11 protein-coding genes are annotated in these 13,878 nt (G+C 70.5%); 4 read left to right on the top strand and 7 right to left on the bottom strand.

The window, feature by feature from the left end:
* Window positions 1-10 precede the first annotated feature (10 nt).
* Window positions 11-2,809, top strand: coding sequence for an efflux RND transporter permease subunit (locus ACFWHT_RS03025; RefSeq protein ID WP_378825334.1), 2,799 nt, complete (start codon window positions 11-13; stop codon window positions 2,807-2,809).
* Complete coding sequence (locus ACFWHT_RS03020; RefSeq protein WP_378825332.1) at window positions 2,806-4,785, top strand: YhgE/Pip domain-containing protein; 1,980 nt, start codon at window positions 2,806-2,808, stop codon at window positions 4,783-4,785. Before ACFWHT_RS03025 ends, ACFWHT_RS03020 begins: the two co-directional genes overlap by 4 nt.
* Before the next feature lie 144 nt (window positions 4,786-4,929).
* Here ACFWHT_RS03020 and ccsB read toward each other — a convergent pair whose 3' ends face one another.
* From ccsB to ACFWHT_RS02995, 5 genes are read right to left on the bottom strand one after another with little or no spacing between them, the layout of a single operon-like run.
* On the bottom strand, window positions 4,930-5,898 hold the full coding sequence (gene ccsB, locus ACFWHT_RS03015) for a c-type cytochrome biogenesis protein CcsB (RefSeq protein ID WP_378825330.1): 969 nt from the start codon (window positions 5,896-5,898) through the stop codon (window positions 4,930-4,932).
* A 1-nt stretch (window position 5,899) separates the two neighbouring features.
* Window positions 5,900-7,636 carry a cytochrome c biogenesis protein ResB gene (locus ACFWHT_RS03010; protein WP_378825327.1) on the bottom strand — a complete coding sequence of 579 codons (1,737 nt, stop codon included), beginning with the start codon at window positions 7,634-7,636 and terminating at the stop codon, window positions 5,900-5,902.
* A complete protein-coding gene (locus ACFWHT_RS03005; RefSeq protein ID WP_378825325.1) occupies window positions 7,617-8,378 on the bottom strand; it encodes a cytochrome c biogenesis CcdA family protein in 762 nt (253 codons plus the stop codon). Before ACFWHT_RS03005 ends, ACFWHT_RS03010 begins: the two co-directional genes overlap by 20 nt.
* A complete protein-coding gene (locus ACFWHT_RS03000; protein ID WP_378825324.1) occupies window positions 8,375-8,995 on the bottom strand; it encodes a TlpA family protein disulfide reductase in 621 nt (206 codons plus the stop codon). The genes ACFWHT_RS03005 and ACFWHT_RS03000 overlap by 4 nt, the downstream gene beginning before the upstream one ends.
* Before the next feature lie 23 nt (window positions 8,996-9,018).
* On the bottom strand, window positions 9,019-9,477 hold the full coding sequence (locus tag ACFWHT_RS02995) for a MerR family transcriptional regulator (protein WP_378825322.1): 459 nt from the start codon (window positions 9,475-9,477) through the stop codon (window positions 9,019-9,021).
* 60 nt (window positions 9,478-9,537) lie between these two features.
* Between ACFWHT_RS02995 and ACFWHT_RS02990 the strand changes: the two genes are divergently transcribed.
* Window positions 9,538-10,428 (top strand): NAD(P)/FAD-dependent oxidoreductase, encoded by an 891-nt coding sequence (locus ACFWHT_RS02990; RefSeq protein ID WP_378825320.1) that lies wholly within the window; start codon window positions 9,538-9,540, stop codon window positions 10,426-10,428.
* Window positions 10,429-10,434: 6 nt separating this feature from the next.
* Here ACFWHT_RS02990 and ACFWHT_RS02985 read toward each other — a convergent pair whose 3' ends face one another.
* A complete protein-coding gene (locus ACFWHT_RS02985) occupies window positions 10,435-11,058 on the bottom strand; it encodes a histidine phosphatase family protein (RefSeq protein WP_378825319.1) in 624 nt (207 codons plus the stop codon).
* A gap of 85 nt (window positions 11,059-11,143) precedes the next feature.
* Here ACFWHT_RS02985 and aspS point away from each other — a divergent pair, with 85 nt between their 5' ends.
* Entirely contained in the window at window positions 11,144-12,946 is a 1,803-nt protein-coding gene (gene aspS / locus ACFWHT_RS02980; protein WP_378825317.1) for an aspartate--tRNA ligase, read from the top strand.
* Window positions 12,947-13,055: 109 nt separating this feature from the next.
* On the opposite strand, the gene ACFWHT_RS02975 is transcribed toward aspS, so the two are convergent.
* A complete protein-coding gene (locus ACFWHT_RS02975; protein ID WP_378825314.1) occupies window positions 13,056-13,877 on the bottom strand; it encodes a sulfite exporter TauE/SafE family protein in 822 nt (273 codons plus the stop codon).
* Window position 13,878 lies beyond the last annotated feature (1 nt).

Below are 13,878 nucleotides of genomic sequence, written 5' to 3'. Positions count from 1 at the left end.
CGGAGGCCGCGTGTCCACCCTTCTCTCCTCGCTCGGCCGCTGGTCCTTCCGGCACCCCTGGCGCGTACTCGTCAGCTGGCTGGTCGTGCTCGGAATCGCCGGCGGCGGCGCGCTCGCCCTCGGCGCCGGAACCGACAACACCTTCTCGATCCCCGGTACGGAATCGCAGGCCGGTCTTGAGCAGCTGGAGCGCACCTTCCCGCAGGTGAGCGGCACGAACGCGCAGTTCATCGTCGTCGCCGCACCTGGCGACGACGTGTCCGATGCGGCGTACCGCGACGACATCGAGAACACCGTCGACGAGCTCGCCAAGCTCGACGGCGTGCTGGCGGCCACCTCGCCCTTCGACGAGAACATCGACGGCATGGTCAACGACGAGCGGACGGCCGCGATCGTGCGCCTGCAGTTCGACGGCCAGGCGACCGACGTCTCCGACGAGGCCAAGGAGGGTCTGCAGAGCACCGTCGACGACCTCGCCTCGGCTCTGCCGGACGGCTCGCAGGTGGCGCTCGGCGGCGACCTGTTCGCGACGTCCATCCCCGCGGTCACCATCACCGAGGCGGTCGGACTGGTGATCGCGCTGCTCGTGCTCATCGTGACGTTCCGCTCCTTCGTCGTGGCCGGGCTACCTCTGCTCACCGCGATCCTCGGCGTCGGCATCTCGATGGCCGGCATCTTCGCCGCCACAGCCTTCGCGACCGTGTCGTCGACGACTCCGCTGCTGGCGCTCATGCTCGGGCTCGCCGTCGGCATCGACTACGCGCTGTTCATCGTCGCCCGCCACCAGGATCAGGTGCGGGCCGGCGTCGACCCGGAGGAGTCCGCCTCGCGCGCCGTCGGCACGGCGGGCTCGGCCGTCGTCTTCGCCGGCATCACCGTGCTGATCGCGCTGATCGGGCTGGGCTTCGCCGGCATCCCGTTCCTCACCACCATGGGCATCGCGGCATCGGTCGCCGTCGCGATCGCCGTCGCGATCGCGGTGACGCTGACACCCGCCCTGCTCGGGTTCCTGAAGGGGCGCGTCGCCGGCCGCCCGCGCCGCGAGCGCGCACGGAAGGGCACGGCGGATGCGGCGCCGAAGCCGCGCACGCGCCTCACCTTCTCGGAGCGCTGGGCCGGCGGGGTCACCAAGCGACCTGTCCTCGTCACGATCGCGGTCGTGCTGGGGCTCGGCATCGTCGCCGTCCCTGCTCTGAGCCTGAACCTCGCCCTGCCGAACGCGGGCGTGCTGCCCAAGGACTCCGAGGCGCGGCAGAGCTACGACCTGACGGCCGAGGAGTTCGGCCCCGGGTTCAACGGCCCGCTCATCCTCACCGGCACGATCGTCACCTCCACCGACCCGCTGAACCTCATGGAGGACCTCGGCGCCGAGGTCGAGAAGCTCCCCGGCGTGCGCGAGGTCGCCCTCGCCGTGCCCAACGAGACCGCCGACACCGGCATCGTGCAGATCATCCCCGAGACGGCTCCCGACGACCCGGCGACCTCCGACCTGGTGCGCGAGCTGCGCTCGCACCACGACGAGTGGCAGGACGAGTTCGGCATCGATCTGAAGGTCACCGGCTTCACCGCCGTCGCGATCGACATCTCCGACCAGCTGGGTGCCGCCCTGCTGCCGTTCGGCGTGTTCGTGATCGGCCTGTCGCTCATCCTGCTGGCGATCGTGTTCCGCTCGATCTGGGTGCCCGTCACCGCCGCGATCGGCTACCTGCTCTCCATCGTCGCCGCGTTCGGAGTGGTCGCCGCGGTGTTCGAATGGGGATGGTTCGCCGATGCCCTGCACGTGGCCCGCACGGGCCCGATCATCAGCTTCATGCCGATCGTGCTCATGGGCGTGCTGTTCGGCCTGGCCATGGACTATCAGGTCTTCCTCGTCTCGCGCATGCGGGAGGACTTCGTGCACGACCGCGACCGGCACGACCCGCAGACGCGGCGCGAGGCCGCCATCCGCGCGGTGCGCACCGGCTTCTCGGGCACCGCGCGCGTGGTCACCGCCGCCGCGCTGATCATGTTCGCCGTGTTCGTCGCGTTCGTGCCCGAGGGCGACTCCTCGCTCAAGCCCATCGCGCTCGGGCTCGCAGCCGGAATCGCGATCGACGCGTTCCTCGTGCGCATGACACTCATCCCCGCGGTGATGGCGATCCTCGGCGATCGCGCCTGGCGGATCCCGCGCTGGCTGGAGCGGATCCTTCCGCACGTCGACATCGAGGGCGAGGCCGTGGAGCGCGAGCGGTCGCTGGCCGCGTGGCCCGGAGACGACAGCATCGTCGCCGCCGACGGCCTGACGCTCGATGCTGCGGATGTCGACGGCGCACACCTGCGCCTGCACCCCGGCGGCGCGCTGATCGTCACCGGCGCACCCGCGCAGGCCCTGCGCGCGCTGTCGCTGGCCGTCGCCGGTCGCATGAAACCGGATGCCGGGATGCTGCGCGTGGACGGCCACCTGCTGCCCGGGCGGTCCGCCTGGGTGCGCGCCCGCGTCGGCGTGGCGCTGCTCGGCGAGGCGGATGCGCCGTCACAGGTCGCCGAAGCGCTGCGCGGCCGCAGCGGCCTGGTCGTGCTCGACGGCATCGACCGGCTCACCGCAGCGGAGCGCGACCAGGTCGCCGCACGTCTGCGGGACGCCGGCCGTGAGGTCGCCGTGCTCGCGACCGCCACCGACGCCCGCATCGCGCAGGCTGTGCTGGCGGATGCCGGGCGCGCCACGGCATCCGTCGTCGACCTGCGCGATCCGGCACCCGCAGCCGCCCTCCCCGACACGACCGAGGTGACCGCATGCGATGTACTGAGCGAACGGAATGAGACGAAGTGACCCTCCCCATCGAACGCGCGCGATCGCGCCGCCCGATCACCTGGCTGACCCTGATCGGCGTGCTTCTGCTGCCGGCGATCATCGGCGGCATCCTGGTCGCTGCGCTGCAGAACCCCACTGACCGGCTCGAGTCGATGACCGCCGCCGTCGTGAACCTCGATGAGCCCGTCACCATCGACGACCAGTACACGCCGCTCGGGCGCCAGCTGGCATCCGGTCTGGTCGAGGGGTCCGACGAGGTCGACTCCAACCTCACCTGGGTGATCTCGAACGAGGACGACGCGGCGGAGGGCCTCGGCGACGGCACCTACCAGGCCGTGGTCACGATCCCGAAGTCGTTCTCGGCGGATGCCACCTCGGCCGGAACGGCGCTGAAGGACAGCGACGGAACCGCCGAGCAGGCGAAGATCTCGGTGACCACCCCACCCGACGGCCGCGTCGCCGACGACCTCATCACCAACCAGATCGCCACCGTCGCGGCCTCGACCATGGGCACCATGCTCAGCGAGGCCACGGTCGACAACGTGCTGGTCGGGTTCACCACCATCGGCGATCAGATCGGCGACGCCGCCGATGGCGCCTCGAAGCTGGCAGACGGTGCGCGGTCAGCTGCCGACGGCGCGGCCGCCCTGCCGGACGGCGCCTCGAAGCTCGCCGATGGGGCGGATGGACTGGCGGACGGCGCGTCGAAGCTCGCCGGCGGCCTGAACACCATCTCGACCAAGGCGCGTGAGGCGGGCGGCGGCGCGACACAGCTGGGACAGGGTCTCAACGCGGGCGCCGCGGCCCTCGAGCGCGACGGCCTCGTGCCCGATGCGCTGTTCACCGGCGCGGACGGCGCAGCCGCCGCCACGAGCGGGGTCGCAGAGGGCGTGGACGGCGTCAAGAGCGGCGTGGACGGTCTCGTCGCGCTCTGCGGCACGCGCACCGTCGGCTCGGATTTGCTTCTCGACCAGGTGTGCGCCGGGCTCGAGGACATGCAGAACGGACTGCCGAAGCTGTCCGAGGGCGCCGCAGGCGCGAAGGCCGCAGCCGCTGGGACGGCTCAGGGTCTGCGAGCGTTCGACGACGCCGCACCGAAGAAGATCGCCACGCAGATGCGCACCGCAGGCGGCGCAGCCGTTCAGCTCGGCAACGGCCTCGGGCAGCTCGCCGACGGCGTCGCCCAGTCGGCGTCCGGCGCATCCGCCCTCTCGTCCGGCGCCACGCAACTGGGCGACGGCGCGTCGGCCATGGCCGAGGGCACGGGTGAGCTGGCCGAGGGTCTGGACACCCTGGCATCCGGCACGGGCGAACTCGCAGACGGGTTGAAGACGGCGTCCACGTCGTTGCCGTCGTTCGATGAGCAGCAGTCGACGGAGCTGGCATCCGTGATCGCCGACCCCGTGAAGGCGTCGGCGGAATCGGGTGACATGTTCGGGCCGACGGCCATCCCGCTGCTGTCGGCCGTGGTGCTGTGGTTCGGCGCGCTGGCCTCGTTCATCGCGCTGCGCGCGGTGCCCGGGAACGCTCTCACCTCACGCCGCTCCTCGGCCGCGATGGTGCTGCGCGGGTTCTGGCCGGCCGCGGCGATCGGCGCCGGGCAGGGGCTGCTCATCTCGCTGACCGTGCAGATCGTCGCCGGGTACGACGCGGCCACCTGGTGGGGCTTCGCCGGCTTCGCCGTGCTCGCCGGGATCGCGTTCGCCGCGGTGAACCAGGCGCTGGTCACCGTGCTCGGAGGCATCGGACGCTGGGTCAGCGCCCTCGTGGGCGTGGTGGCCGTGGCGACCGGACTGGTCTCGACCATCCCCGCCTGGCTCGCCGGTCTCGGGGCGGCTCTGCCGACAGCGCCCGCGCTCGGCGGGCTCATCGTCCCGAACGGTGCGGCGTGCGCGGGCCTGGTCGTCTGGGCTGTGCTGTCGCTCGGAGCCGCGACCCTCGCCGTCGCCACCCGGCGCACGACGAGCGCGAAGGCCGTGCTCGCCGCCGCGTAGCATCCGGCGCCCGGCCGTTGACCGGAACAGGACGATCGCCGAGAACCGGAGCTTTCCGGGGCGGATCGTCCTGTTCTCGGCGAATCTCGTGTTCTCGAACACATGTGACGACGCCTCGAGCGCGCCCGCCGGTAAGGCCGCGGGTCAGCTCAGGCCGGAGTACGCGTGCAGGCCCTTGAAGAACACGTTCACGATCGTGAAGTTGAAGATCACGGCGGCGAACCCGGTGATCGACAGCCAGGCTGACGGGGTGCCGCGCCAGCCGCGGGTGGCACGGGCGTGGATGTAGCCCGCATAGAGCACCCAGATGATGAAGGTCCAGGTCTCCTTCACGTCGAAGCCCCAGTACCGGCCCCAGGCGTCCTGGGCCCAGATCGCACCCGCGATGAGCGTGAAGGTCCAGAAGATGAATCCGACGACCGTGAAGCGATAGGCCAGGTTCTCGAGCCGCGACGCCTCGGGAAGAGTGCGCAGGAACCCCGGCCCGGGCCTCTCGGCGCCCTCGGCGATGCGCCGCTCGCGTCGCGCCTGCAGCAGCTGGACGACCGACAGTGCGAACGCCAGAGCCAGGATGCCCACCGACAACGAGGCGACGAAGACGTGGATCACCAGCCACACCGACTTCAGCGGGTCGACCAGCGGGGTCACGATGACATAGAAGTTCGCGGCGCCCGCGCCGAGCAGCACCACTACCAGGCCCGAGATGAACGTGCCGAGATAGCGCAGGTCGATGCGGGTCAGCATGATCAGGTACACGAGCACGATCAGCAGCGTGCCGATCATCGCGAACTCGTAGAGGTTCGCCCAGGGCACACGGCCGGCGGCAACGCCACGCGTCACCGTCGCGGTGAGGTGGAACAGCCAGCCCAGCACCATCAGCGCCGTGCCGATCCGCGCCATCACGAAGGGACCCTTGGCGGCAGCGGCGGCTTCGTAGGGCGAGGCGATGGCGCCGTGGGCATCCGCTCCCCCGGCCGCCACGAGCGCTTTCTCCTCGACGACCGGGGCCGAGGACCGCCGCGCCAGGTCGAACGCGTAGGCGATGAAGGCGCCGGCGTAGATGGCGATGGCCGTCCACAGCGTCAGGATCGAGATGGAATCGAGGTCGGGCATGTCATGCTCCCTTCACGGGGCGCGGCAGCGGAGCCGCGTCGAGCAGCCGCTCGTGGCCGCGGACGAGATCGTCCACGGCGGCGGCGAGAGTGGGGTCCTCGCCGCGCGCGAGGCCGGCGTACTCCAGGTGGACGGTGTCGCCGGATGCCGTGGCCTTGACCCACATCCGGCGACGCGGCACGAACAGGGCGAGCGCGAGGCCCGCCAGGGCGAGCAGCGCGAAGACGAGAACCCAGACGGCCGAGTCGTCGTGATGGATCTGCAGCGACACGTAGCGCTTCACGGACTGGGTGAAGTCCGCGGCTCCCGCCGGAGCCTCGTTCTCGAAGGTGACCGTGCCCAGACCGTTCGGCAGATCGGCGGTCTCGCCGGGCTGCAGCTGGATGGAGTCCTGATCGGTGCCGCGCCCGTTGAGCTTGGTCATCTCCTCGGTGTCGAGCTGGTACACCGACACGGGCGTACCGCCGTCGATGCCCAGGTCGCCTTCGTAGACGTCCAGGGTGAGGAGCGGGATGTTCACGGCCCCGTGCGCCGACGCGAAGGCGCCGGTGTCGAGCTTGACCGCCGTCGGGTAGAAGAAGCCGATCAGGCCGAGCTGCTCGGGCATCCCGTCCGGGATCTTCACCACGCCCAGCGAGCTCATGTTGCTGTCCTGCGGCAGGAACTCGACCGGCTGGCTGAGCACCTTCTCGCCCTGCGCGTTGCGCACGGTGATGGTCGGGGCGTAGCCGTTGCCGAGCAGGTAGATCTTGTCGCCGCCGATGCCCAGCGGGTGGTTGACCTGGACCGCCCCCTCGGTCGTCGAGCCGTCGGGTTCACGCACCGACAGGTTGGCCTTGAAGTTGCCGGCCTGCCCGGCGCCGGGCGTGCCGAAGTCCTCGTAGGTCACGTCGAAGGAGTCCAGCGTCATCGCGTACGCCTCGAGCGAGTCGTCGGCCACGAAGCGCCCGCGGTTGATCGAGTTGTAGTCGATCAGGGCGTTCACGAAGGTCTGCCCCTCGACGATCACCTTCTGCCCGGTGTACGCGAAGCTGCCGCCCACGCCCACCGTGATGAGCACCCCGACGAGCGCGATGTGGAAGACGAGGTTGCCGGTCTCGCGCCAGTACCCGCGCTCGGCCGATACCGACCAGTTGCGCGTACGGCCGGATGCCTGGTCGTAGCGCGCCACCCGGTAGCCGAGCGCCTTCAGCTGCTGCTCCGCGACATCCACGGCCGCGGCGGCATCGTCGTCCGACCCCGCACGCTCGGCCGACCGGTGGTCGTCCAGTCGCGCCAGTCTCACCGGCGTGCGCGGGGGCCGCGCGCGCAGTGCCTTGAGGTGGTGCCTGATGCGCGGGATGATGCAGCCGATCAGCGAGACGAACAGCAGCAGGTAGATCGCCGAGAACCACGGCGACGAGTAGACGTCGAACAGGCTGAGCTTGTCGAGCACCGGGAACAGATCCGGGTTGTCGGTGCGGTACTTGATCACGCCGTTCGGGTCGGCGCTGCGCTGCGGGAAGATCGATCCGGGGATGGCGGCGATCGCCAGGATCAGCAGCAGGATCAGCGCGACCCGCATCGAGGTCAGCTGACGCCACCCCCAGCGCAGCCACCCGATGACGCCGAGCTTCGGCTGAGTGATGTCCTCGGCGGAGGCCGCCGAATCGATGTGGTCGGAGGGACGCAGCGGATCGGATGCTGCTGAGGCGCCGTCCCGATCGGTGCTGGTGTCCTCAGAGGGGGAGGATGACACTGCTCATCACCGCCGTCAGTCTCGACATGATCTGGGTCCATACGCCGGTCACCATCAGCACGCCCAGGACGATCAGCAGCGCGCCGCCGATGATGTTGACGATGCGGATGTGGCGGCGCAGGAACGACGTCGCCGAGGTCGCCCATCCGAAGCCGAGCGCGACCAGAAGGAAGGGGATGCCCAGGCCCAGGGAGTACGCCACGCCCAGCAGACCGGCGCGCCACGGGTCGCCGAGCGACCAGCCCACGCTGATGATCGCACCGAGCGTCGGGCCGGTGCAGGGGGCCCAGCCGATCGCGAGCGTGATGCCCAGCAGCGGGGCGCCGATGAGCCCGGTGGCGGAGCTGACCTGCGGCTTGAACTGGCGCTGCGCGAAGCCGAGGAAGCCCAGGAAGACCAGTCCCATCACGATCACGACGGCGCCGAGGATGCGGGTGATGAGGTCGCCCCACTCCAGGAGGAACACCGATGCCGCACCGCCGATCACGGTGTAGGCGACGAAGATCACGGTGAACCCGGCGATGAACAGCAGCACGCCCAGCAGCATCCGGCGTCGGTCCCGGCGGTCCTGGCGCGCGACGGCGGTGCCGGTGGAGGCGCCCGCCGCTCCCCCGATGAAGCCGAGGTAGCCGGGGACGAGAGGCAGGATGCACGGGGAGAGGAACGAGACCAGCCCGGCCACGAGGGCGAGCGGGACGGCCAGCCACAGTGCGCCGGCGCCGATCACGGCATCCGGGCTCACGCCTTCTCCTCGAGCACGTCCTTGATCAGCGTGGACAGGATGGAGGTGCCGTCGATCGGACCGATGATGCGGGCGGCGACCCGCCCCTGCTTGTCGATCACGAGGGTGGTCGGCGGCGCCTGGATGGGGGTGACCTTCGCGAAGGCGAGCTTGGCCTCGCCGGTGTCGGCGTCCATCAGGCTGGGGTAGGTGATGCCGTACTTCTCGGCGAACGCCTTGGCCGTGTCGGCCTGGTCGTAGATGTTCACGCCGATGAAGGCGACGTCGTCGGGCCGGTGCTTCTGCCACACCGCCTCGAGGTCCTTGGCCTCGATGCGGCACGGACCGCATCCGGCGTACCAGAAGTTCACGACGGCGACTCGTCCGCGGACGGCGTCGCTGGAGAAGGCCTCGCCGTTCTCCGTGGTGCCGCCGAACGCGACCGGCTCTCCGCGCTCGGACGCGGGGATCTCGAGCACCCGGAAGTCGTCGGTCGTGTACGCCTTCTGATCACCGTTCAGATACGCCTCTGTCGCGGGGTCCGGAGCGCACGCGCTCAGGCCCACGGCGAGGGCGCCGGCGAGCGCTGCCGCGCCGATGCGCAGCACGTCGCGACGGGAACGGACGGGCGAGGACACGCTGGGAATCGTACGCGCGTTTCCTATGGGCGCTCTGAAACGGCGGCCTCGCGCGACCACTGCACCTCGAAGGCGTCCGCGACCCCGGAGAGCACGTCGTCGAGAGCGGCGCGGAAGCGCGGGCACCTGGAGATGTCGTGCGCGGAGCATCGCAGCGCATGCTCGGTCATCGCCTTCGACCGCCGCATCTCGGCCATCCGGCGATCGAGATCGTCCAGGTGCGCCTGCAGCACCTGGTGGCGGCCGGCCATGTCGGGCTCGAGCAGGTTCGCGATCTGGGTGAGGCTCATGCCCGCGGCCTTGCTGCGGATCACGACGGCGACTCTGACCACGTCATCCTCCCCGTAGCGTCGCCGCCCCGCACTGTCGCGGGCGGGCTCGAGAAGCCCGACCGACTCCCAGTGACGCAGGACGTTGGTGGGCACGTCGAACCGCTCGGCGACCTCGCCCACGGACCACGGGCGCTGCTGACTTGACTTCATGTCCACATGAAGTCACAGACTGGCCGGGAAAGCAAACTTCGGATGTCCAGGAGGACCGCAATGCGCGACGTGATCATCATCGGAGCAGGCCCCGCCGGCCTGCAGGCAGCCCTCACCCTCGGGCGCATGCACCGGACGGCGCTCCTCGTCGATTCCGGCGAATACCGCAACGGCGCCGTGCTCCACATGCACAACGTCATCGGCAACGACGGCACCTCCCCCGCCGACTTCCGCTCCACCGTCCGCGCAGAGCTCTCGGCATATGCCACCATCGAGGCCACCGCGGGCACGGTCGACAGGGTGGAGGCCCTGGACGGCGGATACCGGGCGACCTTCGCCGACGGTCGCGAGGAGCGGGCGACGCGCCTGCTGCTGGCCACAGGCATGGTCGATGAGCTCCCGCCGGTCGACGGGCTGGACCGACTGTGGGGGCTGCGCGCCTTCAGCTGTCCCTTCTGCGACGGTCACGAGTTCGCCGGACGCACGATCGGCCTGCTCGGCAGCGGCGCGCGCTTCGCACACCTCGTCCGTCTGCTGCGCCCCATCGTCGAGGGCATCGTCGTCTTCGGCGGCGACGAGCTCAGTGGCGAGGAGCGGGACGCGCTGACCTCGCTCGGCGCGACCGTGCACGCGCAGGCCGCATCGGCGGTCGCCGAGCACGGCGACGGCGTGCGCGTCACCGCCGGTGAGTCCGTCGACGTCGCTGGGCTGTTCGTCACGGTGACCGGCAGCCGCCAGCGCGCCGACTTCGCCACGCAGCTGGGTCTCACGATGCTGCCGAGCGGCGCGATCGAGGTCGACGACTTCGGCCGCACGTCGCTCCCCGGCGTCTCGGCTGCCGGCGATCTGGCGCACCGGGCGAGCATGCCCGGCGCCATGGCATCCGTCGTCGCCGCGACGGCCGCCGGGCAGCTCGCCGGCGCATTCATCGTGCAGGAGCTCGCGGTCTGAGGCCTCTCAGACCGCGCCGAGATCGATCCCGGATGCCGCCGGCTCGGCGTAGCCGACCTCGCGCCACACGTCTCCGGAGCGCTCGAAGGAGGTCACGCTCGACAGCGCGCAGCGGCGTGTGCGCGGGTCGTGCCGCAGGGGCAGGCCCGCGATGGCCAGATGAGTGATCCAGATCGGGGCCTGGTGCGACACGAGCACCACGTCCCCGTCGTCGACGGCGTGCCAGCGCTCGTCCATGGCATCGCGCATCCGAGCGACGATCGTCACGTACGGCTCACCCCAGCTCGGCAGCGACGGCCGCCGCAGGTGCCGCCAGTTGCGCGGGTCGCGCAGCGCGCGGCGCATCACCTTGCCCTCGAAGAGGTTCGTCGGCTCGATGATGCGCTCGTCGAGCGCCGGGGTCAGCCCGAGCAGCTCGGCGAAGGGCTCGGCGGACTCCTGCGTGCGCTCGAGAGGTGAGCAGCGCAGGTCCGAGACGGGACGCCCGAGTGCGACCACGTGCTCGGCGGCGGCCCGCGCCATCGCCCGGCCGGACGCGCTGAGGTGGTAGTCGGGGAGGCGCCCGTAGAGGATGCCCTGCGGGTTGTCGACTTCGCCGTGGCGGACGAGATGGAGTCGGGATGCCGTCACGCACCCACCGTACCGCGCGGGATGCGCCCGTGCGGCGCCACGTAGACTGGGGCGGTCCATATTCCCCGATCAGAAGGAATCCTCCGTGCTTCGCACACACACGGCAGGCTCGCTGAACGCCTCCCACATCGGTCAGACCGTCACCCTCTCGGGCTGGGTCGATCGTCGCCGCGATCACGGAGGCGTCGCGTTCATCGATCTCCGGGATGCCTCCGGCATCGCGCAGGTGGTCATCCGGGACGAGGAGATCGCGCATCCGCTGCGCAGCGAGTTCGTCCTGAAGGTGACCGGCGAGGTCTCGCGCCGCCCGGCCGGCAACGAGAACCCGAACCTGCCCACCGGCGAGATCGAGCTGATCGCGGCGGAGGTCGTCGTGCTGAACGAGTCGGCCCCCCTCCCCTTTCAGGTCTCCAGCGGACTGGCCGAGTCCGACCCGATCGGCGAGGAGGTGCGTCTGAAGCACCGCTACCTCGACCTGCGCCGACCCGCGCCCGCTGCTGCGATGCGCCTGCGCTCGGACGTCTACAAGGCGATCCGCGACGAGCTGCACCGCCGGGAGTTCGTCGAGGTCGAGACCCCGACGCTCACGCGCTCGACCCCGGAGGGCGCCCGCGACTTCGTCGTGCCGGCACGCCTGCATCCGGGCAGCTGGTACGCGCTGCCGCAGTCGCCGCAGCTGTTCAAGCAGCTGCTGATGGTGGGAGGCGTGGAGAAGTACTTCCAGATCGCGCGCTGCTACCGCGACGAGGACTTCCGGGCCGACCGGCAGCCGGAGTTCACGCAGCTCGACATCGAGATGAGCTTCGTCGAGCAGGAGGACGTCATCGAGATGATGGAGTCCCTCATCGTCGCGATGTGGAAGACCATCGACGTCGACGTGCAGACCCCGTTGCCGCGGATGACGTACGCGGATGCCATGGCGAAGTACGGCTCGGACAAGCCCGACCTGCGCTTTGGTCTCGAACTGGTCGAGGCGACCGACTACTTCACCGACACCCCGTTCCGCGTGTTCCAGTCGGAGTACGTCGGCGCCGTGCTCATGCCCGGCGGCGCCTCTCAGCCCCGCAAGACGCTGGACGCCTGGCAGGACTGGGCCAAGCAGCGCGGCGCGCGGGGACTCGCGTACGTGCTCTTCAACGAGGACGGCACGCTCGGTGGCCCGGTCGCGAAGAACCTGTCCGAGGCCGAGCAGGCGGGTCTCGCCGAGCTCGTCGGCGCGAAGCCCGGCGACTGTGCCTTCTTCGCCGCCGGCGAGACCAAGGCGAGCCGCGCGCTGCTGGGAGCCGCGCGCGTGGAGATCGCCCGCCGCCTGGAGCTGCTCGACCCGAACGAGTTCGCGTTCACCTGGGTCGTGGACGCCCCGATGTTCGAGCCGGCCGGCGACGCCGTCGCCTCGGGAGACGTCGCCGTCGGATCCGGTGCGTGGACGGCCGTGCACCACGCGTTCACCGGACCCAAGCCCGAGTTCGAGGACACCTTCGACACCGACCCGGCGTCGGCGCTCGCCTACGCGTACGACATCGTCTGCAACGGCTCGGAGCTCGGCGGCGGTTCGATCCGCATCCACCGCGAGGACGTCCAGAAGCGCGTCTTCCAGGTCATGGGCATCAGCGAGGAGCAGGCGCAGGAGAAGTTCGGCTTCCTTCTCGAGGCGTTCGCCTTCGGCGCTCCCCCGCACGGCGGGATCGCCCTGGGCATGGACCGCGTCATGCAGCACCTGACCAAGACCGACTCGATCCGCGAGGTCATCGCGTTCCCGAAGTCCGGTGGCGGATTCGACCCGCTCACGGAAGCGCCCGCGCCGATCTCGCCCGAGCAGCGCGCCGAGGCCGGCGTGGACTTCGTCGCCGGGGATGCCGTGCCCGAGGATGCGCCCGCCGAGGTCTGAGTTCCGCTTCGTCGCCGCCCCTGCTCAGCGTCCCCGCCCCTCCTCATTCACGTGAACGAGCAGGGGCGGGGTAGCTCAGCAGGGGCGGCGACGTGTGTGGCGCGAAGGTTCAGGATGCCAGCGCGGGGGCGATGTTCTCGTTCCACACGTCCACGCCGAGCTTGCCGATCAGCAGCACCACGACCACGAGGAACACCACACGGATGAACGTCGAGCCGCGCGAGATCGCCATGCGCGAGCCCAGGTAGCTGCCGGCGACGTTCGCGACTGCGAGAATGCCGCCGAACAGCCAGAGCACCGACCCGTGCGGGATGAACAGCAGCAGCGCCCCCAGGTTGGTCGCGAGGTTCACGATCTTCGCCTTGGCGCTGGACTGCAGGAAGTCGTAGCCCAGCAGCGCGACGAGCGTGATCACGAGGAACGTGCCCGTGCCCGGGCCGATCAGGCCGTCGTAGAAGCCGATCACCAGTCCGGCCGCGCCGGCTGCGACGTGGTGCCGATGCCCGCTGAACCGCAGTGCGGTGGCTGCGCCGAGCTGCGGCCGGAACGCGGTGAACAGCGCGACGGCGAGCAGTGCGACGACGATGATCGGCTTGAACGCGGCGGCCGGCAGCACCGTCGCCACGGCGGCGCCCCCGAAGGACCCGGCGAGAGCGATCCCCGCCATCGGCAGGGCTGTGCGGATGTCGGGCTTCGCCCGCCGGTAGTACGTCGCACTGCTGGTGGCCGTGCCGAAGACGGATGCCAGCTTGTTCGTCGCCAGCGCCTGCACCGGGGCGATGCCGGGGATGAGCAGCAGTGCGGGCAGCTGCAGCAGTCCGCCGCCGCCCACGACCGCGTCGATCCAGCCGGCCGCGAACGCGGCCACGACGATGATCGCGAGCATTTCCCAGCTGAGCTGTTCGAGGCCCAAGATCGTACCGATATCCATC

Origin of the sequence: Microbacterium sp. NPDC058342 (genome assembly GCF_042723935.1) — a bacterium.
In the GTDB taxonomy this organism is placed as follows: domain Bacteria; phylum Actinomycetota; class Actinomycetes; order Actinomycetales; family Microbacteriaceae; genus Microbacterium.
Note: the sequence above shows the minus strand (reverse complement) of the source record. Positions and strands in the feature narration are given on the sequence as shown.